Source organism: Natrinema versiforme JCM 10478 (assembly GCF_000337195.1).
GTDB classification, from domain to species: Archaea; Halobacteriota; Halobacteria; order Halobacteriales; family Natrialbaceae; genus Natrinema; species Natrinema versiforme.
The window spans coordinates 112,184-128,540 of record NZ_AOID01000045.1; the positions used below are offsets into that span (position 1 = coordinate 112,184).

At 66.8% G+C, this 16,357-nt stretch carries 19 protein-coding genes and 2 pseudogenes; 9 read left to right on the forward strand and 12 right to left on the reverse strand.

The annotated features are described in order from the left end of the window. Window position 1: 1 nt before the first annotated feature. Window positions 2-1,123 (reverse strand): thiamine ABC transporter substrate-binding protein, encoded by a 1,122-nt coding sequence (locus C489_RS14490; RefSeq protein WP_006432059.1) that lies wholly within the window; start codon window positions 1,121-1,123, stop codon window positions 2-4. A gap of 108 nt (window positions 1,124-1,231) precedes the next feature. On the opposite strand from C489_RS14490, the gene C489_RS14495 reads away from it, so the two are divergent. Further along, on the forward strand, window positions 1,232-2,353 hold the full coding sequence (locus tag C489_RS14495) for an AI-2E family transporter (protein ID WP_049890894.1): 1,122 nt from the start codon (window positions 1,232-1,234) through the stop codon (window positions 2,351-2,353). 93 nt (window positions 2,354-2,446) lie between these two features. Further along, window positions 2,447-3,007 (forward strand): DUF5518 domain-containing protein, encoded by a 561-nt coding sequence (locus C489_RS14500; protein ID WP_006432061.1) that lies wholly within the window; start codon window positions 2,447-2,449, stop codon window positions 3,005-3,007. A 36-nt stretch (window positions 3,008-3,043) separates the two neighbouring features. Here the strand turns inward: C489_RS14500 and C489_RS14505 are convergent, their stop codons facing one another. Then, complete coding sequence (locus C489_RS14505; protein WP_006432062.1) at window positions 3,044-4,372, reverse strand: ABC transporter permease; 1,329 nt, start codon at window positions 4,370-4,372, stop codon at window positions 3,044-3,046. After that, complete coding sequence (locus C489_RS14510; protein WP_006432063.1) at window positions 4,369-5,127, reverse strand: ABC transporter ATP-binding protein; 759 nt, start codon at window positions 5,125-5,127, stop codon at window positions 4,369-4,371. Before C489_RS14510 ends, C489_RS14505 begins: the two co-directional genes overlap by 4 nt. Before the next feature lie 149 nt (window positions 5,128-5,276). On the opposite strand from C489_RS14510, the gene rpiA reads away from it, so the two are divergent. Next, entirely contained in the window at window positions 5,277-5,984 is a 708-nt protein-coding gene (gene rpiA / locus C489_RS14515; RefSeq protein WP_006432064.1) for a ribose-5-phosphate isomerase RpiA, read from the forward strand. Window positions 5,985-6,010: 26 nt separating this feature from the next. Here the strand turns inward: rpiA and C489_RS14520 are convergent, their stop codons facing one another. The 3 genes from C489_RS14520 to C489_RS14530 form a co-directional block, all read right to left on the reverse strand. Further along, window positions 6,011-6,433, reverse strand: a complete 423-nt coding sequence (locus tag C489_RS14520) for a hypothetical protein (RefSeq protein WP_049890908.1) — start codon at window positions 6,431-6,433, stop codon at window positions 6,011-6,013. A gap of 17 nt (window positions 6,434-6,450) precedes the next feature. Beyond that, complete coding sequence (locus tag C489_RS14525; RefSeq protein ID WP_006432066.1) at window positions 6,451-6,906, reverse strand: hypothetical protein; 456 nt, start codon at window positions 6,904-6,906, stop codon at window positions 6,451-6,453. 134 nt (window positions 6,907-7,040) lie between these two features. After that, window positions 7,041-7,208 (reverse strand): DUF1931 family protein, encoded by a 168-nt coding sequence (locus C489_RS14530; RefSeq protein ID WP_004267503.1) that lies wholly within the window; start codon window positions 7,206-7,208, stop codon window positions 7,041-7,043. A gap of 289 nt (window positions 7,209-7,497) precedes the next feature. On the opposite strand from C489_RS14530, the gene larB reads away from it, so the two are divergent. The 4 genes from larB (at window position 7,498) to C489_RS14545 (ending at window position 9,940) form a co-directional block, all read left to right on the forward strand. Next, entirely contained in the window at window positions 7,498-8,256 is a 759-nt protein-coding gene (gene larB, locus C489_RS14535) for a nickel pincer cofactor biosynthesis protein LarB (protein WP_006432067.1), read from the forward strand. A 118-nt stretch (window positions 8,257-8,374) separates the two neighbouring features. Continuing rightward, window positions 8,375-8,524, forward strand: coding sequence for a DUF7563 family protein (locus tag C489_RS22230; protein ID WP_006184973.1), 150 nt, complete (start codon window positions 8,375-8,377; stop codon window positions 8,522-8,524). A 72-nt stretch (window positions 8,525-8,596) separates the two neighbouring features. After that, window positions 8,597-8,845 (forward strand): GIY-YIG nuclease family protein, encoded by a 249-nt coding sequence (locus tag C489_RS14540; RefSeq protein ID WP_006432068.1) that lies wholly within the window; start codon window positions 8,597-8,599, stop codon window positions 8,843-8,845. Window positions 8,846-8,920: 75 nt separating this feature from the next. After that, a complete protein-coding gene (locus tag C489_RS14545; RefSeq protein ID WP_006432069.1) occupies window positions 8,921-9,940 on the forward strand; it encodes a hypothetical protein in 1,020 nt (339 codons plus the stop codon). A gap of 54 nt (window positions 9,941-9,994) precedes the next feature. Here C489_RS14545 and C489_RS14550 read toward each other — a convergent pair. Then, window positions 9,995-10,641, reverse strand: a pseudogene (locus C489_RS14550) (NADPH-dependent FMN reductase). A 146-nt stretch (window positions 10,642-10,787) separates the two neighbouring features. On the opposite strand from C489_RS14550, the gene C489_RS14555 reads away from it, so the two are divergent. Together C489_RS14555 and C489_RS14560 are read left to right on the forward strand one after the other, a co-directional pair. Next, complete coding sequence (locus C489_RS14555) at window positions 10,788-12,182, forward strand: phosphoglucomutase/phosphomannomutase family protein (RefSeq protein WP_006432070.1); 1,395 nt, start codon at window positions 10,788-10,790, stop codon at window positions 12,180-12,182. A gap of 160 nt (window positions 12,183-12,342) precedes the next feature. Continuing rightward, entirely contained in the window at window positions 12,343-13,017 is a 675-nt protein-coding gene (locus tag C489_RS14560) for a TIGR00266 family protein (protein WP_006432071.1), read from the forward strand. A 44-nt stretch (window positions 13,018-13,061) separates the two neighbouring features. On the opposite strand, the gene cysE is transcribed toward C489_RS14560, so the two are convergent. From cysE to C489_RS22480, 5 genes and pseudogenes are all read right to left on the reverse strand, one after another. After that, window positions 13,062-13,577, reverse strand: coding sequence for a serine O-acetyltransferase (gene cysE / locus C489_RS14565; protein WP_049890909.1), 516 nt, complete (start codon window positions 13,575-13,577; stop codon window positions 13,062-13,064). 255 nt (window positions 13,578-13,832) lie between these two features. After that, a complete protein-coding gene (locus C489_RS14570; RefSeq protein ID WP_006432073.1) occupies window positions 13,833-14,501 on the reverse strand; it encodes a metallophosphoesterase family protein in 669 nt (222 codons plus the stop codon). A gap of 100 nt (window positions 14,502-14,601) precedes the next feature. Continuing rightward, window positions 14,602-15,336, reverse strand: a complete 735-nt coding sequence (locus C489_RS14575) for an MBL fold metallo-hydrolase (RefSeq protein ID WP_006432074.1) — start codon at window positions 15,334-15,336, stop codon at window positions 14,602-14,604. Window positions 15,337-15,405: 69 nt separating this feature from the next. Continuing rightward, window positions 15,406-15,996: an IMP cyclohydrolase gene (locus C489_RS14580; protein WP_006432075.1), complete on the reverse strand. Its 591-nt coding sequence runs from the start codon at window positions 15,994-15,996 to the stop codon at window positions 15,406-15,408. Window positions 15,997-16,072: 76 nt separating this feature from the next. Further along, window positions 16,073-16,357: pseudogene (locus C489_RS22480) on the reverse strand (IS6 family transposase); the annotation flags it as partial.

The following is a 16,357-nucleotide window of genomic DNA, read 5'->3' on the forward strand; positions in this document are numbered from 1 at the left end:
CCTATCGGCCGGCGAACTCGCGGGCCCAGTCGTCGACCCAGCCGTCGAGGTTACCCCGGAGCCGGTCGTAGCCGATCGTCACCGCCTCCGTCGGGGTGTGGGCGTACTGATCGAATTCCTCGTCGAGGTCGACGTACTCCTCGTCGACGGCCGGGAACTGGACGTTGCGCTGGGCGATGACGGCTTGGGCGTCGTTCGAGAGGGCGAAGTCGAGGAACTCGTAGGCGAGGTCGAGTTCGCTCGCCCCCTCGAAGATTCCCATGCCTTCGGGGTTGGCGTAGGCCTGCCCGTCGGGGAACGCGACCTGATGGCGGCTCATCTCGTAGTCGTACTCGTTCGCGAACACCTGATCGGTCGAATAGGAGATGACCATCGACCGCTCACCGTTCATGTAGGCCCCGTTGTACGACTCCTGCCAGTCCTCGAGGATGCGAACGCCGTTCGCCTCGAGCTCGCGCCAGTAGTCGAGGTAGCCGTCCTCGCCGTAGGCGTCGATCGTCCACAGCAGGAACGCCTGTCCCGTGTCCGAGCCCTGCGCGTTCTGGGCGAGCAGCGCGTCTTCGTAGGCCGGCTCGGTCAGGTCGTCGAGCGTCTCGGGTTCGTCGACGAGTTCCTCGTCGTAGACGGGGCTGACGTAGCCCGTGTCGTAGGCGAGGACGCGCCCGTGGGGGTCGCCCATGTCGAGCCCGTCCCGAATGCGCTCGGCGTTGTCGATCCGATCGACGTTGAGTTCCCGGAGGAGGCCGCCGTCTTCGAGATTATCGTCGACCCGGACGAGGTCGTCGAGGTTAGCCCCGAGATAGACGTCGGCATCGATCTCGGCGTTCTGTTGGCTGCGATCGATGTAGTCGTTGATGCCGTTCTCCGGGACGGTCCACGTCAGTTCGGCGTCGGGGTAGGCCTCCTCGAAGGCGTCCTTGAGCCACGGTCCAGCCGGATTCTCCCCGTTGACCATCGAATCGTACGTCGCGACCTGAACCTCGCCCTCGAGGTCCGGGTTCTCCGGCTCGGGATCGCCGGTTCCGTCGTCGTCCTCCGAACCGTCCCCGTCGCGAGTCAGACAGCCAGCGACGCCGGCGATAGCGCTTCCGCCGACCGCGCCGACGAACGTGCGTCGTCTCATTACGCGGTGGTTGTACCGGGTGGTCTTAAGGCCCCTGATCGACGCCGTTCCGTTCGGTCGCCGTCGATCGAGCCGAAAGACTTTGTTCTCCGGGTGAGATTCACCGCTGTGACAGAACCGACGACGGGGAGGGACTCGAGTGCGACCAGACGTCGGTACGTCCTCGCGGGGATCGTCGTTCTCCTCGGCGCTATTACGGCCGGTATCCTGCTCGAGGTCCTCGGGACGATCCTCTTTGCGCTCACAGTCGCCTACGTGCTCATGCCCGTCCAGCGCTGGCTCGTCAGGCGGGGCCTCTCCGAGTGGCTGGGCGCGCTCGCGGCGACTATCATCGGCTTCGTGGCCGCGATCGCGGTCTTCTCGCCGATCGTCTTGACCCTCTATTTCCGTATCGAGCAGGTGGTCGACGCCGTCGAGGGGCTCCCACAGGAGCTGTCGATCACCGTTCTCGAGGCGACGTATTCGATCGAGGCCGGCGAGGTTCAAGCGCTCGCAATCGACTATCTCAGCAGCGCCGCGACCACGTTCGCGCTGGCGCTGCCGGTGCTCGCGATCAAGTTCGCGCTGTTCGTCGTCCTCCTCTTCGGCCTCCTCCTCAAAGGCAAAGAGGCGGGGCGGGCCGCCGTCGCGCCGATTCCCCACGACTATCGGGATGTCGTCTACGCGCTCACGACACGGGCCCGCGAGACGCTGTACGCGATCTACGTCCTGCAGGTCGCGACCTCGATCGCGACGCTTCTCATCGCCTACCCGCTGTTCTGGGTGCTCGGCTACGAGGGTGCCCTGACCCTCTCAATCATCGCCGCGGTGTTGCAGTTCGTCCCGATCATCGGCCCGAGCATGCTCATCGCTCCGATCGCCCTCTATCACGTCGCCGTCGGCGAGATCGTCGCGGCGACGCTGATCGGCGTCTTCGGCCTCGGACTCGTCGCGTGGCTCCCCGATATCGCCGTCCGGCCGCGGCTGTCCCGCCGCTCTGCCGGCCTCCCCGGCAGCCTCTACTTCGTCGGCTTTACCGGCGGCCTCTTCACGCTCGGCCCGATCGGGATCGTCGTCGGGCCGCTGCTCGTCGCGGTCTTCGTCGAGGCCGTCGACCTGCTCGCCGACGAGGTCAACAGCGACGCCACGTTCGGCGAGATACTCGAGTCCGACCTCGAGGAACCCCCGAGCGAGGACGCCGACACGGAGACGACCTTCGAGGAGTCGAGTTCGTCGGTCGCCGACGACTGATCTGCCGCTCGTCGTCCACCCCGGCTGGCGATCCGCGGCGACCCGACACCACGGACCACCGACACTTTTCTCCCTGCTCCCCGTTCGTTCGGTATGGTTAGCAGTCGGACGCTCATCAACGCGATCATCGGAGCCGTCGTCGGCGTCGTCCTCTCGTTTATCCCGTTCTCGACCGTGCTCGCCGGGGCGATCGCCGGCTTCCTCGAGGGACCGGATGGCCGCGCGGGGGCGATCGCCGGGACGCTGGCCGGCGCGATCACGTTCCTTCCGATCGCGGGCGGCGCGGTCCTCGTGTTCGGCTTCCTCGGACTGGGACTCGGCTTCGGCGTGCCCTTCGAGGGCGTCGCGCTCCTCTGGGTCTTCCTCGTCGGCGGCATGCTGTTCCTCCTCTTCTATACCGTCGGCCCGGCGCTGCTGGGCGGCTATCTGGGCGCGTACCTCGCACGCGAGTATCCCGACCAGCGACGGCACACGCGGGAGACGATCCGACTCGACACGGCGTCGAGGCAACCGCCCCGAACGGCCGAAACGACGGGGGTCAGGGATCGCGAGCGGGATCGCGATCGACCCGCGTCCGGCGGCCTCGAGGGCGACCGCTATTCGGACCGCGACCGGGACCGAGAGCGCGGTCGCGACCCCGAACGCGAGTCGTAAGCGGCGAGTGGCTACAGCGGCGGCGTCGGACTCCAGTCACTCGTATCTGAGCGCGTCGATCGGGTCCGTCCGCGCCGCCCGCCACGCGGGATACAGCCCCGCGAGAATCCCGACGAGAACGCCGACGACGACGGCGAGCGCGACGTACTCGAGGGGATAGACCAGCGGGATTTCGATATACTGCGCGCCGAGATAGCCGGCGAGCAGTCCCAGCCCCGTCCCCAAGATCGCGCCGATGACCCCGAGGATGACCGCCTCGGTCAGGAACAGGCCGAGCACGTCGCGGTTCTGCGCGCCGACGGCTTTCATAATGCCGATCTCGCGGGTCCGCTCGGTGACGCTGACCAGCATGATGTTCGCGATGCCGATCGAGCCGACCAGCAGGGAGATAGCCGCGATACCGACGATGAAGTTCCGCAGGAGATCCAGGATGTCCTGTAACTGCTGGAGCAGTTCCGTACTCGTCTGGAAGGTGACCGCGAGGTCGTCGTCCAGCAACTCGCTCGCGTCGGAGTCGTCGCTCTCGAGGTAGGCGGTCGCGCTCTCGCGGGCGGCGTCGATATCGGACTGGTCGGTCGATTCGGCCTCGACGATGATCGCGAGGAAGCGAGCGTCGTCGCCGCTCCCGTCGCCCTCTCCGGTACTCTCGCCACTACCATCGCCGCCATCGCTCCCACCGTCTCCGCCCTCTCCGCCGCCGATCCCCAGTCCGGACGCCTGCTCGGCGTAGTAGGGATCGGTCGGCACGTAGACCCGCGGCGAGGACTCGAACCCTTCGAACGGGCTCAGTCCCTCGCTGGTGTCGGTGATGCCGACCACCTCGAGGGTCGTCCGCTCGCCGCCGAGGATCGTCACCGTGAGTTCGTCGCCGACGGTGACGTTCTCATCGAACTGGTTCGCCGCCGCGGGGTTGAGCACCGCCTCGCGTTCGCCCATCTCGAACTGGCTGCCCGCCGAGAGCCGGTCCTCGCGGATGTACGAGGGCCCCGAGGCGATCAGTCCGTTCCCCTGTGCGACCGTCTCGTTCCCGTTCGAGATCGCTTGCGTCTGAATCGTCGCGTAGCCGTAGGCCGCCTCGACGTCCTCGAGGCCCTCGACCGCCTCGAGGTCGTCCTGCGTGAAGACCGGCTGCGCGCCCGCCAGCGGGCCGCCCTCGGTGTCGGGGTCGGCGGCCCAGCCGTAGACGTTGCGCTGGTCGTCGGGGCTGATGTCGCCGATGATTCCCGCTTGCAGGCTCGCCCCCAGCGTGACGAAGGCGATCACCGCCGCGATGCCGATCACGATCCCCAGCGTCGTCAGCGCCGACCGGAGCTTGTGGCCGCGGATGGACCGCCACGAGAGGCGCAGGCTCTCGAGCGGGTTCATTCGGAATCACCGCCCGACTCCGACGTTCGGCTCGCCGTCGGATCCGTCGTCGCGCCGTCGGCGGCTCCGCCGAGGTCCTCGATCCGCTCGATTCGCCCGTCGAGGAGGTGGACAATCCGGTCGGCCCGCTCGGCGACGTGGCGCTCGTGGGTGACGACGAGCATCGTCGTCCCGCCCTCGTGAAACTCGTCGAAGAGGTCCAGAATGTCCGCCTCGGTATCAGTATCGAGATTCCCCGACGGCTCGTCGGCCAGTACGATCGCCGGATCGTTGACCAACGCCCGCGCGAGCGCGACCCGCTGGCGTTGGCCCCCGGACAGTTCGTTCGGCAGGTGATCCGCCCGGTCGCCGAGGCCGACGCGCTCGAGCAGGTCCCGGGCCCGTTCCCGGCGCTCGGTTCGGTCGACACCCTGAAACAGCTGCGGAAGCGCCACGTTCTCGAGGGCCCGCAGCCGCGGCATGAGGTTGAACGTTTGGAAGACGAATCCGACCTCCGTCCCCCGGAGCCGGGTCCGTTCGCGGTCCCCGAGCGCCCCGACTTCGCGACCGCCGACGACGACCTCGCCCGCAGTCGGCGTGTCCAGACAGCCCACGAGGTTCATCAGTGTCGACTTCCCCGAGCCGCTGGGTCCCATGATCGCGGTGTAAGAGCCCTGCGGAACCGCGAGGGAGACGCCGTCGAGGGCGTGGACGGGTTCGCCGATACGGTAGGTCTTGCGGACATTCGAGAGGCGGACCGCCGTCTCCCGTGCCATGCTCGGTCGTCCACGGACGGTTCAAAAAACGTTCGGCGCAACAGTGTTGTCCGCGGCCGAAACGAGTCAACGCGGCGGTTCGAGCGCGTCGACCTCCGACAGCACCGCGAGATGCAACGCTTTTCCCGTCGCCGCTCGCTTGCACACCCATGAAGACGGACGGTGGCTCCGACACAGCGAAGCGCCGCGCCGGCGAACGCGCGGCCGAGGAAGTCGAAGACGGGTTCGTCGTCGGGCTCGGCACCGGATCGACGACCGCCCACGCGATCCGGGCGATCGGCCGGGCCGTCGCCGACGGCCGCGATATCCGCGCCATCCCGACCTCGTTTCAGTCCCGCCAACTGGCGCTCGAGGTCAGCATCCCCCTCACCGAACTCGACGCGGTCGACCGCGTCGACCTCGCGATCGACGGGGCCGATCAGGTGGTCGACGACCCCGACGCCGCCGCTCGCGGCGCGCTCATCAAGGGCGGCGGCGCAGCGCACGCACGCGAGAAACTGGTCGACACGGCGGCGGACCGGTTCGTCGTCGTCGCCGATCCCTCGAAGCTGACCGACCGGCTCGAGCGGTCGGTGCCGGTCGAAGTGCTTCCCGACGCCCACACCACCGTGGCGGATCGGATCGACGCGATGGAGGGCGAGCCGACGCTTCGCACCGCCGAGCGAAAGGACGGCCCGGTCGTGACCGACAACGGCAATCTGGTGCTCGACTGCGCGTTCGGGCGGATCGGCGATCCCGCGGCGCTGGCGGCGACGCTCTCGGCGATTCCGGGCGTCGTGGAACACGGCCTGTTCGTCGGAGTGGCCGACGCGACCTACATCGGCACCGACGACGGCGTCGAGGTTCGACACTACTGACGATCCGTCTCCCGCTGCCGGCCGGTTCAGACCTGTTTCGGCCGCTCTTCGCGTTCGTCGGTTGGCGTATCGACCCGCCGTGCGAACAGTCCGACGATCGCGTAGATCGCTCCCAGCAGGCGGGTCGCGGGCACGACCCACCGTTTCAACTCGAGGTCGTCGCTGTTCTCGTAGGCCACCTCGAGATTGAATTCGACGACCGTTCGCGGAAACAGCCCCAGTACGAGCCCGGCGACCGCGAGGGCGTTCTCGAGACCTGCCGGGATGCCGTCCTCACGGTCGAGCAGCCAGACGAACGCCAGCCCCTCGAGTCGAACCATCGGAACCGTCCACGGTCGCAGCCGTCCCGCGTCGGGGTCTGTAAACGCGATCCGCTCGCCGATTCCGATGATCCGTCTCGGGGCGACGATCTCGAGGAGCGCGACTCCGATCGCCAGTGGTCGTCGCATGGTCGTAGCGATCGCCGTCACCTCGAGCGGAGGCGCAGTCGACTCGAGTCAGAGTCCGCGTCGGTCTCGCTTGCGGCCGCTGCCGTCTCCTCGGACGTACTCCGCGAGAGCAGGGTCACGGTGAGATAGAGCACGCCCAACAGCCGCGCCGCGGGGACAACCCACGGCTGCAGTTCGAGGTCGTCGGTGTTCGCGTAGACCAGCTGCTGGCTGAGATCGATGATCGGCTGCGGAACCAAGACGAGCGTCAGACCGGCGAGCCCGAGCAATCCGCTGACGAGCGTCGATCCTTGCCGGCCGCGGATCAGCAGCCAGACGAACGCTAGCCCCTCGAGTCGCGCGCCGGTCAGCGCCAGCGGCCGTCGCCGGGTCTCTGAGGGGTTTCGCAGCCCGATTCGTTCGCACAGGCCGATGATCGGCTCCGGTTTGGTGATTTCGACGAGCCCGAACCCGATCAGGAGCTTGCGCAACATGTGTCGCTCCTCCCACGGCGAGTGGCAAAAAACTCGAGCCGGCAGTCGGGGTGCCAGTGACCGTCGACACCCTCTCGCCGACTGGACGCATCGCTATCCGAGTAGCGGCCGAAAAAATCGCGGGCGATCGTGCCTTACAGGTCGCGGGGCTGGACCGTCTTCCGGTCGTTGGCTTCTGCGCGTCGGGCGGCGTCCTCGAGCAGTTCGTCGACTTCCTCGTCGAGTGCGTCGTAGAAGTCCGAAGCTACGTTTTTGTCATCGAGCGCTTCCTTGACGGCGGCTTTGACGATAAGATCTGCCATACGATGTACCCGTTTCGCGTTACCTCATATAACGGTTTTGGTTAGTCGTCGAAATACGGGGGTTGCAGCGGTTGATTCGCCCGTTTCGGGTACCAAAATCACCGGAAAGTATATGTCGGATGAGTAGCCACCGGGAATTTCGGGCCGTCCGAACCCCGGCATCCGGGTCGCGCGCGGTCCTCCGGGGCTGGCGCGCACGTTCAGTGATACTGCGCGATTGGTAATGAGTATCAACCAACCATCGAAATCGGGTCGACGGATTCGAGTATGTCGACCGCCGAGGACGACCATGCGCGAACTCCTCGAGGCCGTGGCCGACGGCTCGCTGTCGCCGGCACAGGCCGAAGCCGAGCTCAGGGGATACGTCGTCGGCGAGGCGGGCCGGTTCGACGCCGCCCGCGACCAGCGCCGCGGGATTCCGGAAGCGATCTTCGCGGAAGGCAAATCGGCCGAACAGGTCGCCGCGCTCGCCGAAACCGCCCTCGAGACGACGGGCCGGGCGTTGCTCACCAGACTGTCCGACTCGCAGTACGACGCGCTCGAGTCCCACCTCGACACTGCCGTCCCCGATGCGACGATCGATCGCTGGAGTGGGACGGTCCGTGTTACGGCACCCGACTACGAGCAACCGTCGCTGGACGCGACGGTCGGAATCGCGACCGGCGGAACGGTCGACGGCCCGGTCGCCGACGAGGCGGCGGCCGTCTGTCTGGACGCCGGCGCGACGGTCGACCGGGTCGACGACATCGGGGTCGCAGCGCTTTCCCGAACCCTCGACCAACTCGAGCGACTCCGCGAGGCGGACGTTCTCATCGTCGCCGCCGGCCGAGAGGGAGCCCTGCCGACCGTCGTCGCTGGCCTCGTCGACACGCCGGTCATCGGAGTCCCCGTCTCGAGCGGGTACGGTCACGCCAGCGACGGTGAAGCGGCGCTCGACGGGATGCTCCAGTCCTGTACCGTGCTGTCGGTCGTCAACATCGATGCGGGGTTCGTCGCCGGGTCGCAGGCGACCCTGATCGCCCGGGCGATCGCCGCCGCTCGTGAATAGATCGCATAGTCACTCCCGAAAAATCCTTTTCGCAACCGAAAAGCCAAATAGTGTATGGTGAAGGTTATTTATTCGTTCACCCAGTAGTAGGAGCTACCGGCTTCGGCCGGTGTGACCAATGCCCAAGTGTGACCACTGCGGCGCGCACGTCTCCGAACGGTTCGCACGCGTCTTCGCCGACGAACACGGCGAAATCCACGCCTGCGTGAGCTGTTCGGCCAACGCCGGAATCGCGGAAGCTGCAAAAGAGCGCGCCCGCGGCACCTGACGCATCGCGACCGACAACCACACGCCCCCTCGGACGAGTCGCTTTTTACCGTCCCACACCTGCCCACGAGCGATGGCCGATCACGTCGTCTACGTCCTCGAGTGTGCCGACGGCTCGCTGTACACCGGTTACACGACCGACCTCGAGCGACGCGTCGCCGAACACGACGCCGGCGAGGGCGCGAAGTACACTCGCGGGCGGACGCCGGTCGAACTCCGACACCACGAGCGATTCGACTCCAAATCCGCCGCGATGTCCCGCGAGTACGAGATCAAGCAACTGAGCCGTGCCCAAAAGGAGCGACTCGTCGGCCTCGAGTGAGCGGTCGCCGACTGCTGTCCGATCATTTCCCGTAGTACAGTCACTATTCTCTCCCCTTCCGGGTCCGAAAAATAGATGGGCGTCGCACGCGATGTCGGTCTCGAGATGGAACCCGATATCGTCGACGATCTCAAACAATCCGAGTACACCGGCGAGAACCGGTGTGAACCCTGTACCGTCCTGAACCTCGGTATCGCGGCGGTAGCCAGCGCGGCCATCGCGCGCAAGTCCCGAGTCGGCGGCCTGCTCGCCGCCGCCGTCTCCATCGCACTGATCTCCCTCCGCGGCTACCTCGTTCCGGGGACGCCGACGCTGACCAAGCGCTACCTCCCACCCGAGGTCCTGCGCTGGTTTGGTAAGGACCCTGAGCCTGCTGTCGCGAGCGGGCTCGGCCCCGTCGATACCGGGTCGACCGATGCCATCGACACGGCCCGATCCGCCGCCGAAACCGACGCGGCAACGGGCCCTGGTGAGGCCGACGACGCGACCGCTGACAACGAGGCCGACGCTACCGAGACGCCTGACGCGGACGACGCCACCGTCGCCGCCAGCAACGGCGGTGCCGACCGAGCGGCACTCGACCTCGAGACGTTCTTCCGCGAACACGACGTTCTCGAGCCGTGTTCGGACCGGGACGACCTCTGTCTCACCGACGACTTCGAGGTCGCATGGTTCGACGAAATCGAGCCGCTCGCGGAGGGGACCGTCGGCGCTCCGGCGGCCGTCGACGCCTTCGGATTCGACGCCGATCAAGATGCCTTCGAACTCGAGACACGGGGCGAGTCCCGCGCTCTGCTGTCGCAGTCGCGTCGGGTCGGTCGGTGGCCTTCCCGGGCCGCACTGATCGCGGATGTCGCCGCGAGTCGGACCCTCGAGTCGTGGGTCGATGACTGGGCCGCGTTCGGCCCCGAGACGAAAGGCGAGGTTCTGAACGGCCTCCGCATGTTCCTCGAGACGTGCCCGTCCGGCGGCGACGTGGTGATGGGCGAGGAGGTCGTCGAGTCCTGCTGTAGCAGCCACGAGGTCGTCGCGGTCACCTGCGAGGAGACGGGCGAGCGACTCTTCGAACAGCGTCTCGCCGATGTCGACGCCTGAGTGAGTCGTCGGTCCCGTGCCGGTCGACTGCCGACTCGAGGCGCAAATCGGATCTCAGTCGTCGGCCGCCGCGGATCGCGACGACGTGACGCTGGGGTCGATGAAGGCGTACTCGGCGATCATCCGGCCGAGTTTCTCGACGCGGTCCCGGAGCGCGGGGTCGCGGAACCCGCGGCCGTCGATCGCGTCGGGGTCGGCCTCGAACTTCTCGGACGCGTTTCGGAGCCCGACCTGATGGGGGAGGACCCAGCCGTGGACGCCGCGGACGGTGATCCGCAGGTGATCGAGCGTCGACCCGTAGCTCCCGCCGCCGGCGGTCGCCAGCAGGCCGACGGTCGTTTCTTCGTACTCGTCGAACTGCTTAAAGCGGCGAAGCCGCTTTAGCATGCCAAAAATCTGCGATTTTGAGCACCACAGTAGTCGTGGAAGTTCTTCAGCGCGCCCGAGTACGAGCCGTGATAGACCGGCGTTCCGAGGACGACGGCGTCGCCCTCGCGAACGAGACGGGTCACCGCTTCGCTGTCGCCCTGTTCGTCGATGTCGGGGGCGTAGACGGGGAGGTCGTACTCGCGGAGATCGAGCAGCGTCGTCTCGGCACCGGCTTCCTCGGCCGCTCGGAGGACGTACTTCAGCGCCGTCCGCGTGTAGCTCTCCTCGCGGAGACTGCCGCTGACGGCGACGACGGATGGGGAGGGCGTCATGACCCGCTGTAGGCGGCAGATCCGGAAAACGCCGTTGCCGACGTTCGACGATGCGGACCGATTCGCCGAATCCATCGTGTGACTCCGTGACTATCGCGTTCTCCGCCAGCGTCGCTTTTTTCGCGCCGGCCATCGACCACCGGAGCATGGAGACGATCAGCTTCGGCACCGACGGCTGGCGGGCGACGCTCGAGGAGTTCACCGCTCCCCGCGTTCGAATGGTGGGGCAAGCGGTCGCGACGTATCTCGCGGACGAGGGCCTCGAGGGGCCGGTCGCGGTGGGCTACGACGCCCGCGAGACCTCGCGTGGGTTCGCCGAGGAACTGGCGCGGGTGCTGTGTTCGAACGGCTTCGACGTCCTGCTGTCCGATCGGGACCGACCGACGCCGCTGATCGCCCACGCGATCGTCGACCGCGACCTCGCTGGCGGGCTCGTCATCACCGCCTCGCACAACCCGCCGGAGTACAACGGCGTGAAGTTCATTCCCGAGGACGGCGCGCCGGCCCTGCCCGCCGTCACCGACGCCATCGCGGAGCGACTCGCCGAACCCGACCCGCTCCCCGAGGCCGAGCACGGGACCGCCCGCGAGGTCGACTTCGCCGAGCCACACGCCGACGCCGCCCTCGAGTTGGTGGAATCGATCACCGGCAGCGCCGACCTTGCCGGACTCGGCGTCGCCTACGACGCCATGCACGGCAGCGGCCGCGGGACCACCGACGCCCTGCTCGAGCGCGCCGGCGCGACTCTCGAGCGCTATCGCTGCGAGCGCGACCCCGAGTTCGGCGGCGGTTCGCCGGAACCCGCCGCGGAGAACCTCGGGGACCTGATCGCGGCCGTCACCGACGACGGGAGCGATGTCGATCTCGGCATCGCCAATGACGGCGACGCCGACCGAATCGCCATCGTCACGCCGGAACGCGGCTATCTGGACGAGAACCTGTTTTTCGCTGCCCTCTACGACTACCTGCTCGAGGACGCGTCGGGCGCGGCGGTCCGATCCGTCTCGACGACCTTCCTGATCGACCGGGTCGCCGAGGCCCACGGCGAGTCCGTCCGCGAGGTCCCGGTTGGCTTCAAGTGGGTCGCCGAGGCGATGGCCGACGGCGACGCCCTGGTCGGCGGCGAGGAGTCCGGCGGCTTCACCGTCCGCGGCCACGTCCGCGAGAAAGACGGCGTCCTCCTGGCCGTGCTCGCGGCCGCGATGCACGCCGAAGAGCCGCTCGACGACCGGGTCGATCGGCTGCTCTCCGAACACGGTACCGTCGTCCAGGACAAGATCAGCGTCGACTGTCCCGACGACGAGAAGTCGCGAGTGCTCGCCGACCTCGAGGACGTGATCCCCGAGACCGTCGCCGGAACGGCAGTCGAGGGAATCAACACCGCAGACGGGTTCAAACTGCAACTCGCCGACGGCTCGTGGCTGCTGGTCCGGCCGAGCGGGACCGAGCCCGTCTTGCGGGTCTACGCCGAAGCCGCCGACGAGGATCGGGTCGGAGAGTTGCTCGAGGCGGGCGAGGAACTGGTCGACCCCTTGATCTGAGCGGGCCACGGGGGATAGCAGTAGAGAGTAGCGCGATTCCGGTATTCAGAAACGGGCTGGCACTCGATCCGATACCGACGTGTGTAAACTGTTCAGTGGTCGAACCGGGTAGTCGGTAATTTAATTAACATTACGACGAATCGTACGGCAAGACCCTCCAATGGACTACGAGTTTACACACCGACCGTCGTACACGCACTTGATCGTGACACTGGAGCCGGGCGAGTCGGTCATCGCCGAACCGGGCGCGATGGTCGGTCACTCCGCGAACGTCTCGATGGATACCGGCACGAGTCGAGACGGACTCCTCAGCTCGGCGAAGTCGCTGCTCGGTGGGGAGTCGGCGTTCGCTAACGAATTCACCGCCGAAGACGAACCGGGGACGGTAACGTTCGCTCCGCCGTCACCGGGCGACGTCATGCCCCACGAGCTTCGGGACGAGACGCTGTACTCCACCGACGGGGCGTTTCTCGCGGCGACTGCGGGGATCGACATCGACTCGGAGATCGGCGGTCTCAAGTCGATGTTGGGCGAGGCCAGCGTGACGCCACTGGCACTGAAAGGGACCGGCACGGTCTTCATCGACGCGTACGGCGGCCTCGAGAAACTCGAACTGGCGGCCGGCGAGTCCTACGTTTTGGACAACGAACATCTGATCGCCTGGGACGACCAGGTCGACTACTCGATCCGGCGAGTCGGCAATCTCAAATCGACGCTACTGAGCGGAGAGGGGCTCGTCTTCGAGTTCACTGGCCCGGGAACTGCCTGGTACCAGACGCGCGATATGGACGCGTTGGTGTCGGTCCTCGCTCCCCGACTGCCCAGCGATAACTGAGAACTCCCGGTATCGAACCGATAACGGCTGCCGAAAGAATTCGGTTAGTCGACTCGCTCCGCCGGCACGCCGACCACGGTCGCGCCGGGTTCGACGTCTTGGGTGACGACCGAGCCCGCACCGACGGCGGCGTCCTCGCCGATCGTGATCTCGCCGAGCAGCGTCGCGTTCGCGCCCAACTGCGCGCCGTCCTCGACCGTCGGATGGCGTTTGACCGGCGCGTTGGTGTCGCCGCCGAGCGTGACGCCGTGGTACATGTGAACGTCGTCGCCGATTTCGGCCGTTTCGCCGATGACGACGCCCATCCCGTGATCGATCGTCACCCGCCGGCCGAGTTCGGCGGCCGGGTGGATCTCCACGCCGGTCAACAGACGAACGACGTGGGAGAACAGCCGTGCCAACAGGCGACAGCCGACCCCACTGTTCCAGCAGCGGTGGGCGATCCGGTGGGCCCAGACCGCGTGCAGGCCCGGATAACAGAGCAGTACCTCGAGCCACCCCTGCGCGGCGGGGTCGCGCTCGCGCATCGCCCGCACGTCCTCACGCACGCGTTCGAACATCATCGCTCTGGATCGCGTTCGCAGGGACGGTCTCGACGCGACGCTGGCCGCGGGTCGACGGCCGAGTCGGCGAGCGACAACACCGGCCCACGGCGTAACGAGGACAGTTCCTGTCGGGACGCCCGGTGGGGCCGGTAGATACCATATCCGAACGTAGCAGTGGGGGTAGTGTAAAAAGATTCGTTTCCGGCGTTCCGTTGCCTCGGCGTACGAAGGGCCCCCATCGCAGATCTCGGCGGCGTCGTTCCTCTCGAACTACTTGCCGCGAGCGAGCCGCGTCCCGATGCGTTCGGGTAGCCCCGCCTCGGCGACCGCCGCTTGGACCGCCTCGATGTCGTACTCGACGCGATGGGTGTCGACGGTCAGCGCGTCGAGATCGAGCACCGCATAGCCCGCCCGCGGATCGCCGTCGCGGGGCTGGCCGACACTGCCCGGATTGACGACGATTCCCTCCGCGAACTGTCGCGCGCCCTGATCGTGGGTGTGGCCGAGCACCAGCACGTCTTCGTCGCCCAGTATCCGGGGCGAGAACTCCTCGGGATACGTGTATCGAGTGTATCGATCCGGATCATCCGGGTGCCCGTGGACCAACTTCACGCGGCCGTCGCACTCGAGTCGCTCCGCCGGCAGGGAGCCGAGCCACTCGAGTTGGTTGGCCGAAAGCTCCTGCTCGGCATATTCGACACCTGCTTTCGCCATCCCGTTGAACCGGAAGGGCGTCTCCGCGGCCACGGCGGCGTCGTGGTTCCCCATCACCGTCGGTACGCCCCGCTCTCGCAGTTCGTCGACGCAGTCGGCGGGCCACGGGTTGTAGCCGACGACGTCGCCCGCACAGTACAGCTCGTCGACCGGCGGCATGTCCTCGAGGACGGCCTCGAGCGCGACCCGGTTGCCGTGAATGTCCGAAACGAGTCCGACCTTCATGCTCGAGGGTAACTGGCTCGAGGGGTTTGTAGGTTCGCCGGCGGTCGGGCCGCGAACCGGTCCGATGATCGGTCTCGCTTGCTTCCCGCTTCCGGAACGATTACAGGCTGATTCGGTCCCCGTCCTCGGGGACGTGAACGTCCTCGGTCTCCGCCCGCAATTCGTCACGCGTGAGCAGACAGTGGTTGATTGCCTCCATGTGGACGACGATGACCGTCGCGTCGGTGGCCTCGCGGACGGCGGTGACGTCCGAGACGCCCATGGTGATCGGCTCGCCCTGATTGAACTGCGCTTCACCGGCGTTGAGGACGACCGTCTCGGGCTCGAACCGCTCGAGCGTCTGTTCGACCGCGTCGTACCAGACCGTGTCCCCGGCGACGTACACCGTCTCGTCGGCCTCGAAGACGAACCCGGAGACCGGCCCCATCTCCTCGGCTAACTCCCCGTGCCCGTGGCGACCGGGCGTCCGGTGAATGGTCACGTCGTTGAACGACGCCTTGTCGTCGACGGGTCGCACGTCGGTAAAGCCGTCGTCGACGAACTCGTCTGCCTCCTCGGGCTGACAGAACAAGGGTACGTCCGCGTCGAGTTGCTCTTTCGCCGTCTCGTGGAAGTGATCGCGGTGGCGGTGGGTGACGACCACGGCGTCGTGTGAGAGGTCGACGTCGGGCAGCGGAACGAGCGGGTTCTCGCGGTCGTTCGGCGTGTCCGGGATCGGCGGGATATCGCCCGGTGACGCGAACAGCGGGTCGACGAGGAACGTCGTCTCACCGATGGTCACGAGAACGGTCGCGTTCCGTACGAGACGAATACCAGCGCCGGAATCTGTCGACATACGCTAGACGCATCGCCGAGCGGAGTTAGTAGTTGCCGCCAACGACCGGGTCGAGCGCCGTCGCGTCGCTCAGTCGCCGTTCTCGATCGCCGTTTCGAACCCGTCTTCGGTCCGGGCGACGCCGGCCGCACAGACCGCGTGTTCGAACTCGAGGTCGTACGCTTCGCTGGCGGCCTCGGCAGCGGTTTCGGCCTCGAACTCGATCGCTTCGGGCGCGTCCTTCTCGTAGGTCGCGACCAGCGTCGGCTCGTCGACGGTCTCGACCAGCAGTGCGTCCTTTCGAACGGTGCCGATCAGCGCCTCGCCGTCGCCGCCGATCGTCGCCGCGATGCGGGGCGTGTCGTAGTCGTCTTTCTCGTAGTCCAGCGCCAGCAGGCTCTCGGCCAGCGCGTCCCGGGCGGGATATCCCAACTCGAGTTTCTCCGCGATCGGATCGACGTGCGACCCGTTGCCGAAGGCGGCCGTCTCGCCCGTCGGCGTCTCGACGACCCGCAGGCAGTTGTAGGAGACGTAGGGGTTGTCCGTCTCCGGGGCATCCTCGGTGGGACCGACGGTGAGCGCCTCGTCTCGAGCGGTAAGCTTGCGGTTCGGGAACGATCGCGAAGAGACGCGGTACGCGCCTCCTTCGGGGCCGACGACGACGAATCGTCCGACGTACATACTCGAGCGTGCGCGCGACTGGGAAAAGGAATGTCGGTTCGCGTTCGGTTCCCGGATCGGAGCCGGTCGTGTTAACTTAAGCATGATTCCACCAGACGGCGTGGGCTTGAAGCCAGGTTTCTGCGGTGACTGGATCGACGTGACTGAAGCAGTTTGAAAACGATGAGGTTCGTCGTTGTACCTCTCTGAAGACACGTTCGACCTGGTTTCTACCGCCGTGTAATTGAACGCGGTAGCTGAGGCCTTCTCGGCGGAGTCCGCCAATCAGATCGTCGGCGTCGTCGACGAGAAACAGGGCGTCTTCGACGTCGTGTTTCTCGGTTAGCTCGGTGAGAAACTCCCGTGCAATCGGGATCGTATA

Coding starts and splice junctions, on each gene's coding strand:
- C489_RS14555 (WP_006432070.1), top strand. CDS start 10,788: ATGGAGACGATCAGCTTCGGCACCGACGGCTGGCGGGCGACGCTCGAG.
- C489_RS14560 (WP_006432071.1), top strand. CDS start 12,343: ATGGACTACGAGTTTACACACCGACCGTCGTACACGCACTTGATCGTG.
- cysE (WP_049890909.1), bottom strand. CDS start 13,577: ATGTTCGAACGCGTGCGTGAGGACGTGCGGGCGATGCGCGAGCGCGAC.
- C489_RS22230 (WP_006184973.1), top strand. CDS start 8,375: ATGCCCAAGTGTGACCACTGCGGCGCGCACGTCTCCGAACGGTTCGCA.
- C489_RS14490 (WP_006432059.1), bottom strand. CDS start 1,123: ATGAGACGACGCACGTTCGTCGGCGCGGTCGGCGGAAGCGCTATCGCC.
- rpiA (WP_006432064.1), top strand. CDS start 5,277: ATGAAGACGGACGGTGGCTCCGACACAGCGAAGCGCCGCGCCGGCGAA.
- C489_RS14580 (WP_006432075.1), bottom strand. CDS start 15,996: ATGTACGTCGGACGATTCGTCGTCGTCGGCCCCGAAGGAGGCGCGTAC.
- C489_RS14505 (WP_006432062.1), bottom strand. CDS start 4,372: ATGAACCCGCTCGAGAGCCTGCGCCTCTCGTGGCGGTCCATCCGCGGC.
- C489_RS14525 (WP_006432066.1), bottom strand. CDS start 6,906: ATGTTGCGCAAGCTCCTGATCGGGTTCGGGCTCGTCGAAATCACCAAA.
- C489_RS14575 (WP_006432074.1), bottom strand. CDS start 15,336: ATGTCGACAGATTCCGGCGCTGGTATTCGTCTCGTACGGAACGCGACC.
- C489_RS14510 (WP_006432063.1), bottom strand. CDS start 5,127: ATGGCACGGGAGACGGCGGTCCGCCTCTCGAATGTCCGCAAGACCTAC.
- C489_RS14540 (WP_006432068.1), top strand. CDS start 8,597: ATGGCCGATCACGTCGTCTACGTCCTCGAGTGTGCCGACGGCTCGCTG.
- C489_RS14520 (WP_049890908.1), bottom strand. CDS start 6,433: ATGCGACGACCACTGGCGATCGGAGTCGCGCTCCTCGAGATCGTCGCC.
- C489_RS14500 (WP_006432061.1), top strand. CDS start 2,447: ATGGTTAGCAGTCGGACGCTCATCAACGCGATCATCGGAGCCGTCGTC.
- C489_RS14570 (WP_006432073.1), bottom strand. CDS start 14,501: ATGAAGGTCGGACTCGTTTCGGACATTCACGGCAACCGGGTCGCGCTC.
- larB (WP_006432067.1), top strand. CDS start 7,498: ATGCGCGAACTCCTCGAGGCCGTGGCCGACGGCTCGCTGTCGCCGGCA.
- C489_RS14530 (WP_004267503.1), bottom strand. CDS start 7,208: ATGGCAGATCTTATCGTCAAAGCCGCCGTCAAGGAAGCGCTCGATGAC.
- C489_RS14545 (WP_006432069.1), top strand. CDS start 8,921: ATGGGCGTCGCACGCGATGTCGGTCTCGAGATGGAACCCGATATCGTC.